This is a genomic window from Ramlibacter sp. MMS24-I3-19 (assembly GCF_050320135.1).
Lineage (GTDB): Bacteria > Pseudomonadota > Gammaproteobacteria > Burkholderiales > Burkholderiaceae_C > Ramlibacter.
In genome coordinates this window covers 2,375,729-2,394,671 of record NZ_CP190017.1, presented here as the reverse complement: position 1 = coordinate 2,394,671, position 18,943 = coordinate 2,375,729, and the positions used below count along the sequence as shown (strand labels likewise).

The following is an 18,943-nucleotide window of genomic DNA, read 5'->3' as shown; positions in this document are numbered from 1 at the left end:
GCCTCAGGGCATGTGGCGCATCGTCTGCGGATCCATCGGCATCATGTTCGCGTTCATGTGGTACATGACCCAGATCGAGCCGGCCAGCATGATGACCACCACGATGATGGTGAAGATCGTGGACAGCATGGTCCAGCCGCCCTCCACCTTCGCGTTCAGGTGCAGGAAGTAGATCATGTGCACCACCACCTGCACGGCGGCGAAGCCCAGGATGATGAACTTGGTGGCCCCCGGCGGCAGCACCTTGGCCATCACCAGCCAGAACGGGATGGCGGTGAGGATGACCGACAGGATGAAGCCCGTGGCGTAGCCCTTGAAGGTGGCGTGGTAGCCGATGTCGTCGTGGTCGTCGTGGTGGTCGGTGTGGGCGGCGCTCATCACAGGGTCCCCATCAGGTACACGAAGGTGAAGACGCCGATCCAGACGACGTCCAGGAAGTGCCAGAACATGGACAGGCACACCAGCCGGCGCTTGTTCTCGCGCGTCAGCCCGAAGCGGGTGACCTGCACCATCAGGGTCACCAGCCAGATGGAGCCGAAGGTCACGTGCAGCCCGTGCGTGCCCACCAGGGTGAAGAAGCTGGAGAGGAACGCGCTGCGGCTCGGGCCGGCGCCTTCGTGGATCAGGCTCGTGAACTCGAACAGCTCGATCGACAGGAAGCCCAGGCCGAACAGCAGGGTGACGGCCAGCCACGCCAGCAGGTGCTTCTGCCTGCCATGCTGCATCGAGATCATGGCGAAGCCGTAGGTGATCGAGGACAGCAGCAGCAGGCCCGTGTTGACCGCCACCAGCGGCAGCTCGAACAGGTCGGCGCCCGAGGGCCCCGCCGCATAGCTGCGGCCCAGCACGGCGTAGGTGGCGAACAGGACGGCGAAGACGAGGCAATCGCTCATCAGGTACATCCAGAACCCGAACAGCGTGCTCTGCTCGGGGTGGTGCCCGCCGTCGTCGTAGAAGACCGGGGCGTCCCCGGTCGCGGTCAGCGTCTTGGAAGACATCTCGGGGCTTGCTCCTCAGGCCGCAGCCAGGGCGCGCGTGCGCGCCTCTTCGCTGCGCGTCACCACGTCCGCCGGGATGTGGAAGTCGCGGTTGTAGTTGAAGGTGTGGACGATCGACGCGATGACGACCGCGGCGAAGCCCAACGCGGCGGGCAGCCACATGTGCCAGATCAGCGCGAAGCCGGTGGCCGTGGCGAGCATCGCGATGACGAAGCCGGCCGCCGTGTTCTTCGGCATGTGGATCGGCTGGAAGCCGGTGGTCGGGCGCACGGCGCCGCGCTGCTTCATGTCGTGCCACGCGTCGGTGTCGTGCACCACCGGCGTGAACGCGAAGTTGTAGTCGGGCGGCGGCGAGGCGGTGGACCACTCCAGCGTGCGGCCGTTCCACGGATCGCCCGTCGTGTCGCGCAGCTGCTCGCGGCGCAGGTAGCTCACGCCCAGCTGCACCAGGAAGGCGGCGATGCCCAGGGCCACGATGCCGGTGCCGATGGCGGAGACCACGAACAGCGGCTGCAGCGTCAGGTCGTCGAAGTGGCTGGTGCGGCGGGTCACGCCCATGAAGCCCAGGATGTACGGCGGCGTGAAGGCGACCCAGAAGCCCACCAGCCAGCACCAGAAGGACACCTTGCCCCAGAAGGCGTCGAGCTTGTACCCGAAGGCCTTCGGGAACCAGTAGTTGATGGCGGCGAACACGCCGAACACCACGCCGCCGATGATCACGTTGTGGAAGTGCGCGATCAGGAACAGCGAGTTGTGCAGCACGAAGTCAGCCGCCGGCACCGCCAGCATCACGCCGGTCATGCCGCCGATCACGAACGTGATCATGAAGCCCACCGTCCACAGCATCGGCACCTCGAACCGGATGCGGCCGCGGTACATGGTGAACAGCCAGTTGAAGATCTTCGCCCCGGTCGGGATCGAGATGATCATGGTCGTGATCCCGAAGAACGAGTTCACGCTGGCACCCGAGCCCATGGTGAAGAAGTGGTGCAGCCACACGAGGTAGGACAGGATGGCGATCACGCAGGTGGCGTAGACCATCGAGGCATAGCCGAACAGGCGCTTGCCGCTGAAGGTGGAGACCACCTCCGAATACACGCCGAACACCGGCAGCACCAGGATGTAGACCTCGGGGTGGCCCCAGATCCAGATCAGGTTCACGTACAGCATGGGGTTGCCGCCCATGTCGTTGGTGAAGAAGTTGGTGCCGAGGTAGCGGTCGGCGGTCAGCAGCGCCAGCGTCGCGGCGAGGATCGGGAAGGTCGCCACGATCAGCACGTTGGTGCACAGCGACGTCCAGGTGAACACCGGCATCTTCATCATGTTCATGCCCGGCGCGCGCATCTTGAGGATGGTCGCGATCAGGTTGATGCCCGACAACGTCGTCCCGATGCCGGCCACCTGCAATGACCAGATGTAGTAGTCCACCCCCACGTCCGGACTCGCGATCAGCCCCGACAGCGGCGGATAGGCCAGCCAGCCGGTCTTGGCGAACTCGCCGAGGAACAGCGAGACCATGACCAGCACGGCGCCGCCGGTGGTCATCCAGAAGCTGAAGTTGTTGAGGAACGGGAAGGCCACGTCGCGCGCGCCGATCTGCAGCGGCACGACGTAGTTCATGAGGCCCGTCACCAGCGGCATGGCGACGAAGAAGATCATGATCACGCCGTGCGCCGTGAAGACCTGGTCGTAGTGGTGCGGCGGCAGGAAGCCGGCGTTGGCGCCGAAGGCGACCGCCTGGTGCGTGCGCATCATGAGGGCGTCGGCGAAGCCGCGCAGCAGCATCACGATGCCCAGCACCATGTACATGATGCCGATCTTCTTGTGGTCGATGCTGCAGATCCAGTCGCGCCACAGCGGAACCACAGGCGCAGCCTGGTGAGCAGGGCCAGCACGGCCAGCCCGCCGATCGCGACGCCGGCGAAGGTGGCCACGAGAATCGGCTCGTGGTAGGGGACCGCCTCCCAGCTGAGGCGGCCGAGGACAAGTTCAGTCAGGGTCATGTCGGGATCTCTAGCGGGCCGCGGTGTCGGGCAGCCCCAGCGGATTGGCAGGCGTGCAGAGCGCGGCGACGTAGGTGCGCTGGCCGTTGGCGGGGGACTGGTGCCGCACGCCCTCGACGCCGCCCTTGCCACCGCCGCCCGCGGCATCGATGGCCATCATCTGGTGCGTGCACATCCTGGTGCCGTCGACGCAGCGGTTCAGGATCAGGTCGTACAGGCCGTCGTCGACCTTCGCGAAGCGGCGCACCGGCTCCTTGGCGCTGGGCTTTTCCAGCTGCAGGTACGCGGCGCGGGTCAGCGCCTCGCCGCCCTTGCGGCTGGCGTCCACCCAGGCGGCGAAGTCGGCATCGCCCAGGCTGCGCACCTTGAAGTGCATGTCGGAGAAGCCGGCGCCGCTGTAGTTGGCCGACAGGCCTTCGTACTCGCCGGTGCGGTTCATCACCGCGTTCAGCCTGGTCTCCATGCCGGGCATGGCGTACACCATGCCGGCCATGGTCGGCACGTAGAAGGTGTTCATCACGGTCGACGCGGTGATGCGGAACTCCACCGGGCGGTCCACCGGCACGGCCAGTTCGTTGAGCGTGGCGATGCCCTGCTCGGGGTAGACGAACAGCCACTTCCAGTCCATCGCGACCACGTCGACCACAAGAGGTTTGGTGCCGGGAGCGATCGCGCGCTGCGCGTCGATGCGGTCCAGCGGACGGTACGGGTCCAGCTTGTGGGTGCTGATCCAGGTGATGGCGCCGAGCGCGATGATGATCAGCAGCGGCACGCCCCAGATCATCAGTTCCAGGCGGGTCGAGTGGTCCCAGTCGGGCGTGTACTCGGCCTCGGTGTTGGAGGCGCGGTACCTGAAGGCGAAGACCAGCGTCGCGATGATCACCGGCACGATGACCAGCAGCATCAGCAGGGTCGACTGGATGACCAGGTGCGCCTGCTGGGCAGCGATGTCGCCGTGCGGCTTGAGCACGACCGACCCGCAGCCGCCCAGCAGCAGTGGCGCGAGGAACGGCAGGAGGGCGAGGCGGGGAGGACGGGGAAGCGGGAAGTTTGTGGGCATCGCGTGGGAACTGCGCACGGTAAGGCACCCGACGGCGCAGCGCCGACACTGTAGGACTCCGTTGCGTTTCACGCGATTGGACAAATTGTCCCAACCCCTCCCCATGCGCGCGCCGGCCCGCTACATTGCCGGAATCGCCGCTGCACCTGCAGCGTGAGTCCACGCCCGCCATGCCCCCGACCGCCACTGCCGATCCCTTCTCGCCCCGCGCCGGCGCGCACGGGTCCAACCCCACCAACTCGGCCGAGGAGGCCAGCCTCGCGCCGGGCGACATCGCCGTCGGGGTGATCGTGGGCCGCGCCTCCGAGTACTTCGACTTCTTCGTCTACGGCATCGCCTCGGTGCTGGTGTTCCCGGCCGTGTTCTTCCCGTTCGTGGACCGGCTCGAGGGCACGCTGTGGGCGTTCGCGCTGTTCGCGCTGGCCTTCGTCGTGCGCCCGGCCGGCACGCTGGCCGGCATGTCACTGCAGCGCCACTTCGGCCGCGGCGCCAAGCTCACCGTGTCGCTGCTGCTGCTCGGCACGTCGACGGTGGTGATGGCTCTGCTGCCCTCGTACGAGACTGCCGGCCCGCTGGCGATCGTGCTGCTGACCATTGCGCGCATCGGCCAGGGCCTGGCGACCGGCGCCAGCTGGGACGGCCTGCCCTCGCTGCTGGCGATCAACGCGCCGCAGCACCGCCGCGGCTGGTACTCCATGCTGGGCCAGCTGGGCGCCCCGCTGGGGTTCATCGTCGCCTGCGGCGTGTTCGCCTATGTGCAGGGCAACGCCTCGACCGCCGACTTCCTGGCCTGGGGCTGGCGCTTCCCCTTCTTCGCCGCGTTCGCCATCAACGTCGTGGCACTGTTCGCGCGCCTGCGCCTGGTGGTCACGCACGAGTATGGGCACGAGCTCGAAGCCGCCGAGCTGGAGCCGTGCAGCCTGCGGGAGCTGTTCTCCAGCCAGGGCGGCAACGTGGTGATCGGCGCGTTCGCGGCGCTGGCCTCCTACGCCCTCTTCCACCTCGTCACGATCTTCCCGCTGTCGTGGGTGGTGCTGTCGGATCCCGAGTCCATCTCCCAGACGCTGCGCGTCGAGCTGCTGGGCGCGGCGCTGTGCGGCATCGCCATCCCGGTGTCCGGCTTGCTGGCCGACAAGATCGGCCGCCGCACCACGCTGGGGTCGCTGGCCATCGCGATCGCGGCCTTCAGCGCGGCGGCGCCGTGGCTGCTGTCGCACGACGCCACCGGCCAGGCCGTGTTCATCACGCTGGGCTTCATCCTGCTGGGCCTCTCGTACGGCCAGGCCGCCGGCTCGGTGACCTCCAACTTCGCCCCGCACCTGCGCTACACAGGTGCGGCGCTCACCTCCGACCTGGCCTGGCTGCTCGGCGCGGCATTCGCGCCGCTGGTGGCGCTGGGCCTCTCGGTCCGGTTCGGCCTGGCTGCCCTGTCCGCCTACCTGCTGTCGGGCGCGATCTGCACGCTGCTTGCATTGCGCACGAACCGCATCCGGGCCGCGCATGCCGAGACCGGGGACGCCCGCTAAGGGCACACGCCGCACTTTCCATCACCGCGCTTCAGGCCTGAGGGTCCTCCGGGGAACCGGTCAGCCAGACACCGCCGCGGCACGCCGGCGCTGCCGCATCAGCGCCAACGCGCCCACGGCCGCGGCAACCAGTCCCGAACTGGCACCGGCCACCAATGCCCAGCGCGGGCCGGCGGTGTCGGCGATCCTGCCGATCAGGGGCGCGCCCAGCGGCGTTCCCCCGGCCGACACCGCCAGCACCAGCGCGATGACGCGGCCGCGCAGCGCCGGATCGCTCCACAGCTGCGCCGCGCTGTGCGCCGTGGTGGTGAACGTCTGCGTCGACAGCCCGACGAAGAACAGCGCCACCGCGAAGAGCCGCTCGCTGGGCATCGCGGCGGCGACCATCAGCGCGATGCCGAAGGCCAGCGCCGCGCCGAGCAGCAGACCCATCCGCGGCTGCTCGCGCCCGGCCGCAAGCAGCGCGCCCGTGACCGACCCGATGGCCATCGACGACGTGAGCAGCCCGAACTCCGCGGCCCCGAGGTGGAACACCGACACGGCCATCGTGGAGATGTAGATCGGGAAGTTGATGCCGAAGGTGCCGATCAGGAAGAACATGACGACCACCGCGCGCAGGTCCGGGCGGGCCCACACATGGCGCATGCCGTCGGTGACGCCGCGCCGCTTCGCGCCCGTCGCAAGCCGTGGATGGAACTCCGCCGGCCGCAGCAGGGCCAGCGCCACCAGCACGGCCGCGAACGACACCGCGTTCAGCACGAAGACCCAGCCGCTGCCGATCGCCGCGATCAGCACGCCGGCCGTGGCGGGCCCCACCATCCGCGCCGCATTGAACGACGTCGAATTGAGGGCCACCGCATTCGACAGGTGCGCATCGCCGACCAGTTCGGCCACGAAGCTCTGGCGCGTGGGCCCGTCGAACGCGCTCACGCAGCCGAGCAGGAAAGCGAATCCGTAGACCTGGTACAGGTGCACGGTACCGGTGAGCGTGAGGATGCCCAGTCCCAGCGCGAGCAGGCCCATCGCCGACTGCGTGAAGACCAGCATGTGTCGGCGGTCATACCGGTCGGCCGCATAGCCGGTTAGCGGCAGCAGCAGGAACTGCGGGCCGAACTGCAGGCTCATGACGATGCCCACCGCCGTCGCATCGTGCGGCGTGAGTTGCGTGAGGACGATCCAGTCCTGCGCGGTCCGCTGCATCCAGGTGCCGATGTTCGACACCAGCGCGCCGGCGGCCCACAGCCGGTAGTTGAAGTTGACCAGCGAGCGGAACGTGCTCCTCACCGGGCACTGTTCTTCGTTTCCGCCCGGGCCGCCAGGAAGTGCGCGAGCAGCGCCACGGGCCGCCCCGTCGCGCCCTTGTCCGCACCGCTCTTCGAGGCCGTTCCCGCGATGTCGAGGTGCACCCACGGGTAGCGGCCGGTGAATCGCGCGAGGAAGCAGGCGGCGGTCACCGCGCTGTCGGGGCCCGGGCCGATGTTCGGGAAGTCGGCGAAGTTGGAGCGCAGCGCGTCCTGGTACTCGTCCCAGAGCGGCATCTGCCACGCGCGGTCCCAGGCGCGGTCGCCGGCCTCGAGGATTTCGCGCGCGAGGGGATCGCTGTTGGAGAACACGCCGGAGGCGACGTCGCCGAGGGCAGCCACGATTTCGCCCGTGAGCGTCGCGATGTCGACGACGGCGGCGGGCCTGTATCTCTCCGCATACGTCAGCGCATCGCACAGCACGAGGCGGCCCTCCGAATCGGTGTCGAGGATCTCGACCGTCTGGCCCGACATCGTGGTCACGACGTCGCCTGGGCGCGTGGCGTTGCCGCCGGGCATGTTCTCGGTGGCCGGGATGATGCCGACGACGTTCAGCGACAACTGCATCAGTGCCGCCGCGCGCAGGGCGCCGAACACGCTGGCCGCGCCGCACATGTCGAACTTCATCTCGTCCATCTCGGGCGCGGGCTTGATCGAGATGCCGCCGGCGTCGAAGGTGATGCCCTTGCCGACGAGCACCACCGTCTGCCCGTCCGGCGCCCCGCCCTGGTACTCCATGACGATGAACTTGGGCGGCTGGCAGCTGCCACGCGCGACCGCCAGCAGTCCGCCCATGCCGAGCTCCTCGACGTCGTCGCGTTCGAGGACCTGCAAGCGCAAGCCATGGCGCTTGCCGACTTCGCGGGCCTGGTCGGCGAGGTACGCCGGGGTGCAGATGTTCCCGGGCAGGTTGCCGAGATCCTTCGCGAGCGCAACGCCTTCGGCGATGGCGATGGCCCGATGGACAGCGCCCGCGGATGTGGATGCCTGCGCCGCCTCCGCGACATGCAGGACCACCTTGTCCAGTGCGCGCTTCGCCGGAGACGGCTTGCTTTTCAGCTTGTCGAAGCGATACACGCCCTCCGTGACCGCGAGCACCGCCTGCTCGAGCTTCCATGCACTGTCGCGGCCTTTCACGGGAAGGTCGGCGAGGCAGATCGTCGCGTCCACGGCCCCCGTGGTCCGCAGCGCCTTCATCGCCGCGGACAGCGCCGTGCGATAGCTGGTCTCGCGGAAATCGGCCTCGGGGCCCAGGCCGACGAGCAGCACGCGCTGCGAACCGACGTTCGGGACATCGTGCAGCAGGAGCGTGGCGCCCAGCTCCCCGTCGAGATCACCGCGCAGCACCACGCGCTGGATGGCGCGGCCCGAGGCGGCATCGAGTTGCGCCGCGGCCGGGGACAGCTTGTGCCCCTCGTACACGCCGACCACCAGGCAGCCGGTGCGCTGCTCCTCGAGCTTTCCGCTGCTGACGTCGAAGTCCATCGTGGGCACCGCTTCATGGCTTGCCGGTCTCGGCACTGCCGCCTCGCCGCTCCCCGATGCGGCGAGCGAACACGCCGAGGATCTCGCGGTAGAGCGCCTCGCCCAGCACCTGGTCTTCGTTCCCTGCATCGAGGTTGGGATTGCAGTTCACCTCGATCAGGTAGACGCGGTCGCCGGCCTGCTTGAGGTCCACGCCGTACAGCCCGCGGCCGATCAGGTTGGCCGCGCGCACCGCCATGTCGATCACGTGCCCGGGCGCCTCGCCGATCGCCATTGCCTGCGTCTTGCCCTCGGTCATGCCTTCCTCGGCGTTGATGATCTTCCAGTGGCCCGGCGCCATGAAGTACTTGGCGACGTACAGGGGTCGCCCATCGTAGACACCCACGCGCCAGTCGAAGCCCGTCGGCAGCCACTCCTGTGCGACAAAGAGTTCCGACACCTTGAAGAAGCGCTCGGCCTGTTGCTGCAGGCCGTCCTCCGACTCGATCTTGACCACGTCCAGCCCGAAGCCGCTGTCCGGCAGCTTGAGCACGCACGGCAGCCCCAGCGTCGGCACGATCTGCTCGATGTTGCCGCGGTGCACGATCAGCGTCTTCGGCGTGGCAATGCGATGCCGGTTCATCAGCTCGTGCATGTACACCTTGTTCAGGCACTTGAGGATGGACTCGGGATCGTCGACCACCGGCATGCCCAGCGATTGGGCACGGCGCACGAACTCGTAGATCACGCCGTTCACCTCGGGACTCGCGCGGTTGAACAGCGCGTCGAAGTCCTGCAGGCGGTCCAGCGCGTCGGGGCGTATGAGCTCGGCCTCCAGCCCCACGAGCGGTGCGGCGCGCACGAGACGTTGCAGCGCTTCCTCGTTCGACGGTTTGTGCGGCTCGTCCGGGTCGTGCAGGATCGCAATCCGCGGCTTGTCGGAGCCGCTGCGCCGGGGACTGGCACTCGAGGGGGCCTCGGCCGCAAAGGCCTTCAGTGCCTCCACCAGGAAGGCGCGGTCCTGCGACGGGATGTCCGCGATGCCGATGGCCTGCACGGCCTCGAGTTGCCACTGCCCCGCGTTGCGGGCGAACACGGCGCGCAGCAGCGGCGCACGCACGCTCGCGAACAGCATCTCGGCGAGCGCTTCGTGGCGCCGGGCCGGATCCTTGCCGAGGTAGGACTGCAGCTCGAAGCGATCGCTCTCGTCGTGGTGCAGCGTGTCGCGCACCAGCGGCTCGATTCGCGTCGACAGCGCCCGCACGTAGGTGTCGGACTTGAGGTCCTCCACGGTCTTGACGTCCGGCAGCGGCCGCTGGCCGCGCGCCTCGGCCAGCAGCGACACGTAGTACCCGCGCCCCTGGTACCGGCCGGTACGGCAGAGGTTCACCACCCGGACGCTGCTGTCACCGCCGCCGTCGGGTTCGGCCAGGTAGCCGAGTGCCGAGACGACCCCTACATCCGGAATTTCGAACCACTCCTGCTTCTGGTCGGTGACGAAGACTGTGCGCATCCAGGCATGCTGGGCCATGCGCGCCCTCCCGACGGGTCGGCGAGGGTCGACGGAACCTGTCAGGGAAGAATGTCAGCAGTGGGCACGGTGCGCCGATACACTGCCGGCTTCCATCCCAGCGCAGCAGGAGCGACGATGAGCGAGGCCACCCCGGCCGCCCACAAGGGGGCGCCCACCGACGAGGAGGCGAAGAAGCGCCAGCGCGAGCTGGTCGACCGGCTGCTGCTGCTGCCGACCGTCACCAGCGATGGCAAGGTGCGCCTGGGCGATGGCGGATCGCTCGAGTACACCGTGTCGGCGGGCTACACGCCGGCCCACGCGGTGGGCATCGAAGGCGCCCACGCCGACCCGGAGTGCGCGGTGTTCACGGTGGCCTACCTCGCGCGGGACAAGAGTCCGCGACCGGTGTGCTTCACCTTCAACGGCGGTCCCGGCTCCTCGTCGGTGTGGCTGCAGTTCGGGGCGGTGGGTCCGAAGCGGGTGCGCATCGAGGACGACGGCAGCATGCCGCGCCCGCCGTACACGGTGCAGGACAACCCGCTCACCTGGCTGGAGCACTTCGACCTGGTGTTCGTCGACCCGCCGCACACCGGCTACTCGGTGGCCGCGAGCGACGACGTGCGCAAGAAGGTGCTCAGCGTGGACGGCGACATCGCGGTGTTGACCGAGGTGGTTCGCAACTGGCTCAGCCGCCACAAGCGCTGGAGCTCACCGGTATTGCTGGCCGGCGAGAGCTACGGCACCACGCGCGCAGCGGGGTTGGCCGACAAGCTGCAAGCCGAGGGCGTGGCGCTGGCGGGGCTGGTGCTCATCTCCTGCGCCATGGACCTGCAGACCCTGGTGTTCGGCGCCGGAAACGACCTGCCCTACGCGCTCTTCCTCCCGGCGTTTGCCTGCGTGGCGCAGTACCACGGCATGCTGAAGGGCGAGACCGGCGCTTCGCCCGCCGCGGCGCGCGCAGCAGCCGAGGCCTTCGCCGCCGACGACTACGTGAGGGCCCTGCACGCCGGCTCGCGCCTGGCCGAGAGCGAGCGCCGCCGCATCGTGTCACGCGTGGCCGACCTCACCGGCCTGAAGCCCTCGCTGGTGGCAGAGAAGAACCTGCGCATCACGGACGAAACCTTCTTCTTCGAACTTCTGCGGGACCAGGGCCGCATGGTCGGCCGGCTCGAGGCGCGTGTCACCGGTCCCATGGCTGCAAGCCGTGGCCGTGCTTGGGAGTTCGATCCCGGACTCGAGGCGCTCGCCGGGCCTTACACGATGGCCGCGCAGGCGTATTTCGCCGAGATCGGCCTGCCGGTGGACCGCCGCTACGAGATCCTGTCCATCGAGGTGCACAAGCAGTGGAACTGGAACCGCGGCGAAGAGAAGGGCAATGCCTTCGCAAGCACCAGCGCCGACCTGGCCCGTGCGCTGCGCCGCAACCCGCACCTGCGGGTGTTCGTGGCCAGCGGCTACTACGACCTCGGAACACCGTACAGAGCCACCGACCATTCGCTGGCCCAGCTGGACCTGCCGCCGGAGGTGGGGGCGCGCGTGGCGCACCACTACTACGACGCCGGCCACATGATGTACACGCGCGAAGGCGACCTCCGGAAGCTCAAGCGGGACCTGTCGGCGTGGTGGGCCGAAGGGCCGGTCACTGCGGGCTGACGCACCCGACGCACGTCACGGGTGCCAACGCGACACCACGGCCGGCGTCGCCGGCGACCGGCTTCCGGCCAGCGCGTACGAGAGCTGGTTGGCGGCCCTGATCACGACCTTCGCGTGCTTCTCCAGCTTCGCCTTGGTGAGGCGCGAACTCGGGCCCGAAATGCACATCGACCCCAGCAGGCGCCAGTTGAGGCCGAACACCGGCGCCGACACGCTGGACACCTCGGGCTCGCGCTCACCCAGTGAAAGGTGGAAGCCCCGCTTGCGGATGCCCTCGTAGGGGTCGCCCGCGGCGCCGCTGAAAGCCAGGATCACGCGCCCCGGAGCGCCCTTGTCCAGCGGCAGGCGTTCTCCGATGCGCACGTGGTGGCGCACCGATTGCGGCCCCTCCACGCGCGCCACGCAGGCGCGGATGTCGCCCTCACGCACGTAGAACGACGCGCTTTCGCCCGTCTCCTTCACCAGCTGGTGCAGCACCGGCTCGACGGCGTTGTTGACGTCGAAGCCTGCCTGGTACCGCGCGCCCAGCCAGCCTGCAGCCGGGCCCAGCCGCCATTGCCCGTCGTCGGTCTGCACCATGTACTGCGAGAGGGCGAGCGTGCGGGCGAGCCGCAACACGGTGGTCTTGTGGATGCCCGATCGCCGGCTCAGTTCGGCCAGCGCCAGGGTCGACTCGCCCACCGCGAAGGCCTCGAGGATCGACAGCGCGCGGGTGACAGCCGTGACGCCGCCCGCATCGGCCGCGGGCTCGGGGACATTCGCCGGGTTGCGCATCTTGCACCATGGTTCACTGTGTGAAACGCGATTGTATGGCGTGCAACGCGCATCTACAGTCGCCGCGATGGCGCCAATCGGTGCGCCCGTTCACGGAGACAAACCATGCAGATTTCCCGTCGCGCCGCCGTCGCCTTCGCGGCCGCATCGCTCGCCGCCTCCGCGGCCTTCGCCCAGAGCTGGCCCAGCAAACCGATCCGCCTGATCGTTCCGTTCCCCGCCGGCGGCGGCACAGACATCATCACGCGCGAGGTCGCGAACAAGCTCACCACGTCCGGCTACAACTTCGTGGTCGACAACAAGCCCGGCTCGGGCGGCAACCTCGGCGTCGACGCCGCCGCCAAGGCGCCCGCCGACGGCTACACGCTGGTGATGGGCCAGACCAGCAACCTGGCGATCAACCCCACCCTGTATCCCAAGCTGCCCTACGACTCCGTCAAGGACCTCACCCCGGTGAGCCTGGTGGCCAGCTCGCCGCTGGTGATCGTCGCCAGCGCCAATTCGCCGTTCCACACGCTGGCGGACGTGGTGAAGGAAGCCAAGGCCCACCCCGGCACGATCAATTTCGCCTCCTCGGGCAACGGCACCGTGGCGCACCTCACGGCCGAATCGTTCCAGCGCGTCGCCGGCATCAAGCTCACGCACATCCCGTACAAGGGCGCCTCGCAGGGCGCCACCGACGTGATCAGCGGCCAGGTGCAGCTGTACGTGTCGTCCATCCCCACGCTGATCGGCCACATCAAGAGCGGGAAGATGCGCGCCATCGCCGTGACCTCGCTCAAGCGTGTCGACGACCTGCCGCAGGTGCCGACGATCGCCGAGTCCGGCTACAAGGGTTTCGAGGCCGTCACCTGGTTCGGCATCCTCGGCCCGGCGAACCTGCCCAAGGACGTCGTTACCAAGCTGAACGCCGACATCAACAAGGCCCTGAAGGATCCCGAGCTGGAGAAGAAGCTGGGTGCCCAGGGCGCCGACATCGCCGGCAGCACGCCGGAGCAATTCGCCAAGCTGATCCGCGACGACATCGCCCGCTGGGGAAAGATCGTCAAGGACTCGGGCGCCAAGATCGACTGAAAGGCATCCCATGACCACCGACATCCTGCGCGACTTCGAACGCGTCTCCCCCGACCTGGTGCGCCAGGCCGCCGAGTACCAGGCCGCCATCCTGGCCGACGTGAACGGCCGCCGCGGCGCGCTGCATGGCCGCATCGCGGCCCTGCGCCCGCGCATGAAGCTGGCCGGCCCGGCCCTCACCGTGGAAGTGCGCCCCGGCGACAACCTGATGATCCACGCCGCCATGGCGCTCGCGAAGCCCGGCGACGTGCTGGTCATCGACGGCAAGGGCGACCAGACCGCGGCCCTCATGGGCACCATCATGATGACGGCGTGCAAGCAGCTGGGCATCGCCGGCGTGGTGATCGACGGCGCGGTGCGCGACAGCCTCGAGATCGACGAGATGGACTTCCCCGTCTTCTCCGTCGGCACCAACCCCAACGGCCCGACCAAGAACGTCCCCGGCCGCATCGGCCATCCCATCACCTGCGGCGGCGTCAACGTCCGCTCGGGCGACCTCGTCGTGGCCGATGCCGACGGCGTCTTCGTGGGTGAACGCGAGCGCGTGGCCGCCCTGCTGCCGCTGGCGCGCAAGAAGGTCGAAGACGAGACCGCGCGCATCGCCGGGATCAAGAAGGGCAACACCGCCGCTTCGTGGCTGCTCCCCGCGCTGCGCACCGCCGGCGTGCTGAAGGAAGGGGAAAGCCTGTGAGCAGGCGCGCCATCATCGTCACGGGCGCCGACCTGGCGCCCGAGGCGCTGCAGCTGCTGCAGGACTTCGAGGTCGTCTATGCGGGCAAGACGCCGCAGGAAGAGGATCTCGTCGCGCTGTGCAAGCGGCACGACCCGGTCGCGATCATCGTGCGCTACGGCAAGGTCGGTGCCACCGTGATGGACGCCGCGCCTTCGCTGCGCGTGATCTCCAAGCACGGCAGCGGCACGGACACCATCGACAAGGAAGCGGCCAAGGCGCGTGGCATCGAGGTGCGCGCGGCCGTGGGTGCCAACGCCGCGGCGGTCGCCGAGCAGGCGCTGGCGCTGCTGCTGGCCTGCGCCAAGTCCGTGGTGCACCTCAATCAGCGCATGCACGCGGGCCACTGGGACAAGGCCACCCACAAGAGCCTGGAGCTGCATGGCCGCACCATCGGCCTGGTGGGCCTGGGCGCGATCGGCCAACGCTTCGCGCGCATGTGCGACGCCATGGGCATGAAGGTCATCGGCTTCGACCCGTTCGCGAAGAACCTGCCGGACTCCATCCGGGTGGTGGACCTCGAAACGATCTGGCGCGAGTCCGACGCGATTTCGCTGCACTGCCCGCTGACCGACGACAACCGCGGCATGCTCGGGGCGGCAACGCTGCGGAAGTGCAAGCGCGGCGTGATCGTCGTGAACACGGCACGCGGCGGGCTGGTCGACGAGGCGGCCCTGCTCGAGGCGCTGCGCTCGGGCCAGGTCGCCAGCGCGGGCCTGGACAGCTTCGCGGTCGAACCCATGGCGGCGGGCCATCCGTTCCAGGGCGAGCCGCACCTCGTGCTCAGCCCCCACATCGGCGGCGTCACCAGCGACGCCTATGTGAACATGGGCGTGGGTGCGGCGAAGAACGTGCTGGCCGTGCTGGGCCAGGGAGTCGCTGCCGCGCACGCGTGAGCCATCCGGGGCCCCGCCCCCGGCAGAAGAATGCAGGAGACAAGATGGAACAACGACATGGTGGCGCCCGCCGCGGCGTCCTGCGCGCAGCGCTCGTGACGGTGGGGCTCGGGTTGGCCGCGCTGCCCGCGCTGAACGCCCAGGGCTCGTGGCCCGACCGGCCGATCAAGCTGGTCGTGCCCTACCCCGCCGGCGGCAACGCTGACAGCACGGCGCGCTTGCTGGGCACCCAGCTGTCCGAGCGCCTCGGCCAGCCCGTCCTGATCGACAACCGCCCCGGCGCGGGAGGCACCATCGGCGCCGCCGTCGTGGCCAAGGCACCGGCCGACGGCTACACGCTGCTGCTCGATGCGACCGCGTTCACGGTCAATCCGAGCCTCTATCCCAAGCTGCCGTACGACGCGGCGAAGGACTTCGTTCCGGTCTCGCAGGTCACGCGCGTGCCGATGCTGCTCGTGGTGCCGGCGAAGTCGCCCGCGCAGTCGACCGCCGACCTCCTGCGCATGGCACGGGCCGCGCCCGGAAAGCTCAGCTTCGCCTCGGCCGGCAACGGAGGCGCGCAGCACCTCGCGGGCGAGCTGTTCAAACAGGGCGCGAAGGTGTCCATCACCCACATCCCGTACCGTGGCGGCGCACCGGCCCTCACCGACGTGGTGAGCGGCACCGTGGACCTGATGTTCAGTGCCACCTCCGCATCCGGCGCGTTCGTGAAGGCCGGAAAGCTGCGTGCACTGGCGATCACCTCCGCGAAGCGATCCGCCGACTGGCCGCAGGTGCCCACGGTGGCCGAGAGCGGCGTGCCGGGCTTCGAGGCCTACGAATGGAACGGGCTCTTCGCGCCGACCGGCACGCCGGCCCCGGTCCTCGCCAGGCTGGAGAAGGAAACGCGCGCCGCCCTCGAATCGGCGGAGCTGCAGAAGCGGCTGGCCGAGCTCGGCGTGCAGGCCGTCGGCTCGAGCAGCGCGGACTTCCAGCGGTTCATCCAGGCCGAGACGGCCAAGTGGGCGAAGGTCGTCAAGTCCAGTGGAATCCATGCCGATTGAGGGCCGTCGATCGTGATCATGCAAGCACGCGTCGCGCGCCACCCGCAAGTCCGCCAATGAAACAGAAGCACTCCATGAAGCCCTCCTTCTCCCGCACGCGCCGCAGCCTGGTCGCTGCCTGCGCCCTCGCCGCCGCCTCGCTCGCCCACGCAGCCTGGCCCGACCGGCCCGTCACCATCGTGGTCCCGTATGCGCCCGGCGGCGCGGCCGACGCGCTCGCCCGCGTGCTGGCCGCGAAGATGGGGCCCAGGCTGGGCACCAGCGTGATCGTCGACAACCGCGCCGGTGCCAGCGGCACGATCGGCGCGGCCTACGTGGCCAAGGCCCAGCCCGATGGCTACACGGTGCTGTACGACGCCACGCCGTACTCCATCAACCCGCACCTGTTCCCGAAGATGCCGTACGCGGCCAACGCGCTGCAGCCGCTGTCGCTGGTCTCGCTGGCCCCCAACATCCTGATCGTGAAGGCCGACTCGTCCTACAAGGACGTGAAGGACCTGATCGCCAAGGCGAAGGCGCAGCCGGGCAAGGTCAACTTCGCCTCCGGCGGCAGCGGCACCGTGCAGCGCCTGGCCTCCGAGCTGTTCCGCCAGAAGCTGAACCTGGACATGGTGCACGTGCCGTACAAGAGCGGCGGCCCCGCCATCACCGACGTGATGGGCGGCCAGGTCGACTTCATGTTCAGCACGGTGGCCGCCTCGTCGCCGCTGGTGGACTCCGGCAAGCTGCGCGCGCTGGCGATCTCCTCGCCCAGGCGCTCGCCGCGCCTGCCCAACGTGCCCACGGTTGCCGAGACGGTGATCCCCGGCTACGAGGTGTACGAATGGAACGGCGTGTTCGTTCCGGCCGGCACGCCACCCGAGGTCGCGGGCAGACTGCAGAAGGCCGTCGCCGAATCGCTGCAGGACCCCGAGGTGAAGAAGCGCTTCGACGACGTGGGCGCCCAGGCGGTCGGCTCGACGCCCGCGGAGTTCGCCGACTACCTGAAGAAAGAAGATGCGAAGTGGGGCGAGGTGGTGCGCAAGGGCAACATCAAGCTGGACTGATCGCCGGATCGGACATGGCACCCGCGTCCCTTGCCGAACCCGTGCCCCATTCGGCGGGCACCCGGCGGCCGCGCCGTGCCCTGCCTGCGGGCGCGTGCGACGCCCACATGCACATCTTCGACCCGCGGTTCGCCCCGTCGCCGCACTGGCCGCGCAAGCCGCCGGAGGCGGACGTCGCCACCTACCGGCGGCTGCAGGATCGGATCGGGACGCAGCGCACGGTCGTCGTCACGCCGTCCACGTACGGCACGGACAACGCCTGCACCCTCGATGCCCTGGGCCAGATGGGCGACAGCGGACGCGGCGTGGCGGTGGTCGATGCGGACGTGTCTCGCGCGGAACTCGAACGCCTGGCCTCCCTCGGCGTGCGCGGACTGCGGGTGAACTTCGTCTCGCCGCAGTCCTGGGGCGTCACCACGCCGGCCATGCTGGAGACGCTGGCCCGCAAGGCCGAACCGCTGGGGTGGCACATCCAGGTGTTCGCGCATCCCGAGCAGCTGGTCGCCATGGCGCCGCTGCTCGCCGTGCTGCCGACGCCGCTGGTCATCGACCACCTCGCGCGCATCGATCCGGCCGATGGAGCGTCCGGTGCCGCCTTGCATGTCGTGCGGCAACTGCTCGATCGCGGGCGCACCTGGGTCAAGCTCTCGGGCATCTACATGCGTTCGCGCGACGGCGCGCCGGGCTACCGCGACACCTTCCCGCTGGGCGAAGCGCTGGTGCGCCACGCGCCCGAGCGGCTCGTGTGGGGCAGCGACTGGCCGCACACCACCGAGCGGCCCGGCTCGGTCGACGACGCCGACCTGGTGGACGTGCTGCTCGCCTGGTGCGGCACCGACGAGACGCTGCGCCGCGTGCTGGTCGACAACCCCAGCCAGCTTTACGGATTCGCCTGAGTCCACCGCCGTTCCGGATCCCGCCATGTTCCTCCTGCAGCCACCACAAGTGCGCGAGCTCTCGCGCTTCACTTCCCTGCCCGGGCACTTCCGCACGCGCACGAAGAGCGTGTGGGCCGACGCCAACCGCGGCGGCATCGCCACCGACTCCTTCCTCGAAGGGCCCGTGGTCGATCGGCAGGGCAACCTGTACGTCACGGACATTCCGTTCGGCCGCGTGTTCCGCATCGATGCCGCCGGCCAATGGACGCTGGTGACCGAGTACGACGGCGAGCCGAACGGGATGAAGTTCCTGGACGACGCCACGCTGCTGATCACCGACTACAGGAACGGACTGATGGCGCTGGACGTCGCCAGCGGCCGGGTGAGCCCGTTCCTCGAGCGGCGCAACAGCGAGCGCTTCAAGGGCGTGAACGACCTGGTGTTCGACAGCCGCGGCAACCTGTACTTCACGGACCAGGGCCAGACCGGGCTGCACGACCCGACCGGCCGGGTCTACCGGCTCGGCACCGACGGCCACCTGGACATGCTGCTGTCCAACGTGCCCAGCCCGACGGCATCGTCCTCTCGCCCGACGAGCGCTTCCTGTTCGTGGCCGTCACGCGCGGCAACTGCGTCTGGCGCATGCCCCTGCTCAAGGACGGCAGCGTGTCCAGGCCGGCCAGTTCTTCACGTCGTACGGACCGAGCGGGCCGGACGGCCTGGCGATGGACGAGCAAGGCCGCCTGCTGGTCGCCAATCCCGGCCTGGGCTACGTGTGGGTGCTGAACCGCTTCGGCGAACCGGAGGTCGTGCTGAAGGGGCCGCGGGGCGCCTCGGTGACGAACCTCGTCTTCGGCGGCGCGGACCGCAGGACGCTGTACTGCACCGACTCCACGCACGGCGAAGTGCTCATGGCGACGATGGATGTCGCCGGCCAGCTGCTGCCCAGGGGAGCGGCGAAGCCGGCGTGAACCAGCACCGCGC

At 69.1% G+C, this 18,943-nt stretch carries 15 protein-coding genes and 2 pseudogenes; 9 read left to right on the top strand and 8 right to left on the bottom strand.

The features are described 5' to 3' along the window. Nucleotides 1-3 precede the first annotated feature (3 nt). The 4 genes and pseudogenes from cyoD to cyoA form a co-directional block, all read right to left on the bottom strand. Nucleotides 4-378, bottom strand: coding sequence for a cytochrome o ubiquinol oxidase subunit IV (gene cyoD, locus ACPWT1_RS11960; protein ID WP_427911407.1), 375 nt, complete (start codon nucleotides 376-378; stop codon nucleotides 4-6). Next, nucleotides 378-998 (bottom strand): cytochrome o ubiquinol oxidase subunit III, encoded by a 621-nt coding sequence (gene cyoC, locus ACPWT1_RS11955; RefSeq protein WP_427911406.1) that lies wholly within the window; start codon nucleotides 996-998, stop codon nucleotides 378-380. The genes cyoD and cyoC overlap by 1 nt, the downstream gene beginning before the upstream one ends. 15 nt (nucleotides 999-1,013) lie before the next feature. Beyond that, nucleotides 1,014-3,001, bottom strand: a pseudogene (cyoB, locus tag ACPWT1_RS11950) (cytochrome o ubiquinol oxidase subunit I). Nucleotides 3,002-3,011: 10 nt separating this feature from the next. Next, nucleotides 3,012-4,061 carry a ubiquinol oxidase subunit II gene (cyoA, locus tag ACPWT1_RS11945; RefSeq protein ID WP_427911405.1) on the bottom strand — a complete coding sequence of 350 codons (1,050 nt, stop codon included), beginning with the start codon at nucleotides 4,059-4,061 and terminating at the stop codon, nucleotides 3,012-3,014. 170 nt (nucleotides 4,062-4,231) lie between these two features. On the opposite strand from cyoA, the gene ACPWT1_RS11940 reads away from it, so the two are divergent. Further along, nucleotides 4,232-5,587 (top strand): MFS transporter, encoded by a 1,356-nt coding sequence (locus ACPWT1_RS11940; RefSeq protein WP_427911404.1) that lies wholly within the window; start codon nucleotides 4,232-4,234, stop codon nucleotides 5,585-5,587. 60 nt (nucleotides 5,588-5,647) lie between these two features. On the opposite strand, the gene ACPWT1_RS11935 is transcribed toward ACPWT1_RS11940, so the two are convergent. The 3 genes from ACPWT1_RS11935 to ACPWT1_RS11925 are packed head-to-tail and all read right to left on the bottom strand — an operon-like array spanning nucleotide 5,648 to nucleotide 9,865. Continuing rightward, complete coding sequence (locus ACPWT1_RS11935) at nucleotides 5,648-6,871, bottom strand: MFS transporter (RefSeq protein WP_427911403.1); 1,224 nt, start codon at nucleotides 6,869-6,871, stop codon at nucleotides 5,648-5,650. Next, on the bottom strand, nucleotides 6,868-8,373 hold the full coding sequence (locus ACPWT1_RS11930) for a leucyl aminopeptidase (RefSeq protein WP_427911402.1): 1,506 nt from the start codon (nucleotides 8,371-8,373) through the stop codon (nucleotides 6,868-6,870). The genes ACPWT1_RS11935 and ACPWT1_RS11930 overlap by 4 nt, the downstream gene beginning before the upstream one ends. A 13-nt stretch (nucleotides 8,374-8,386) precedes the next feature. After that, the gene (locus ACPWT1_RS11925; protein ID WP_427911401.1) at nucleotides 8,387-9,865 is read right to left on the bottom strand and encodes a RimK family protein; all 1,479 of its coding nucleotides are present in this window, start codon (nucleotides 9,863-9,865) and stop codon (nucleotides 8,387-8,389) included. 135 nt (nucleotides 9,866-10,000) lie between these two features. Between ACPWT1_RS11925 and ACPWT1_RS11920 the strand changes: the two genes are divergently transcribed. Continuing rightward, nucleotides 10,001-11,518, top strand: a complete 1,518-nt coding sequence (locus tag ACPWT1_RS11920; protein ID WP_427911400.1) for a S10 family peptidase — start codon at nucleotides 10,001-10,003, stop codon at nucleotides 11,516-11,518. Nucleotides 11,519-11,533: 15 nt separating this feature from the next. Here ACPWT1_RS11920 and ACPWT1_RS11915 read toward each other — a convergent pair whose 3' ends face one another. After that, the gene (locus ACPWT1_RS11915) at nucleotides 11,534-12,292 is read right to left on the bottom strand and encodes an IclR family transcriptional regulator (RefSeq protein ID WP_427911399.1); all 759 of its coding nucleotides are present in this window, start codon (nucleotides 12,290-12,292) and stop codon (nucleotides 11,534-11,536) included. A 105-nt stretch (nucleotides 12,293-12,397) separates the two neighbouring features. Here ACPWT1_RS11915 and ACPWT1_RS11910 point away from each other — a divergent pair, with 105 nt between their 5' ends. The 7 genes and pseudogenes from ACPWT1_RS11910 (at nucleotide 12,398) to ACPWT1_RS11880 (ending at nucleotide 18,930) form a co-directional block, all read left to right on the top strand. Next, a complete protein-coding gene (locus tag ACPWT1_RS11910) occupies nucleotides 12,398-13,366 on the top strand; it encodes a Bug family tripartite tricarboxylate transporter substrate binding protein (protein ID WP_427911398.1) in 969 nt (322 codons plus the stop codon). A gap of 10 nt (nucleotides 13,367-13,376) precedes the next feature. Next, nucleotides 13,377-14,057 carry an RraA family protein gene (locus tag ACPWT1_RS11905; protein ID WP_427911397.1) on the top strand — a complete coding sequence of 227 codons (681 nt, stop codon included), beginning with the start codon at nucleotides 13,377-13,379 and terminating at the stop codon, nucleotides 14,055-14,057. After that, entirely contained in the window at nucleotides 14,054-14,992 is a 939-nt protein-coding gene (locus tag ACPWT1_RS11900; protein WP_427911396.1) for an NAD(P)-dependent oxidoreductase, read from the top strand. The genes ACPWT1_RS11905 and ACPWT1_RS11900 overlap by 4 nt, the downstream gene beginning before the upstream one ends. A 44-nt stretch (nucleotides 14,993-15,036) precedes the next feature. Further along, nucleotides 15,037-16,035: a tripartite tricarboxylate transporter substrate binding protein gene (locus ACPWT1_RS11895; RefSeq protein WP_427911395.1), complete on the top strand. Its 999-nt coding sequence runs from the start codon at nucleotides 15,037-15,039 to the stop codon at nucleotides 16,033-16,035. Nucleotides 16,036-16,109: 74 nt separating this feature from the next. Then, nucleotides 16,110-17,081, top strand: a complete 972-nt coding sequence (locus ACPWT1_RS11890) for a Bug family tripartite tricarboxylate transporter substrate binding protein (protein WP_427911394.1) — start codon at nucleotides 16,110-16,112, stop codon at nucleotides 17,079-17,081. Nucleotides 17,082-17,095: 14 nt separating this feature from the next. Further along, nucleotides 17,096-17,977: an amidohydrolase family protein gene (locus ACPWT1_RS11885; protein ID WP_427911393.1), complete on the top strand. Its 882-nt coding sequence runs from the start codon at nucleotides 17,096-17,098 to the stop codon at nucleotides 17,975-17,977. A 25-nt stretch (nucleotides 17,978-18,002) separates the two neighbouring features. Continuing rightward, a pseudogene (locus tag ACPWT1_RS11880) lies at nucleotides 18,003-18,930 on the top strand (SMP-30/gluconolactonase/LRE family protein). Nucleotides 18,931-18,943: the final 13 nt, after the last annotated feature.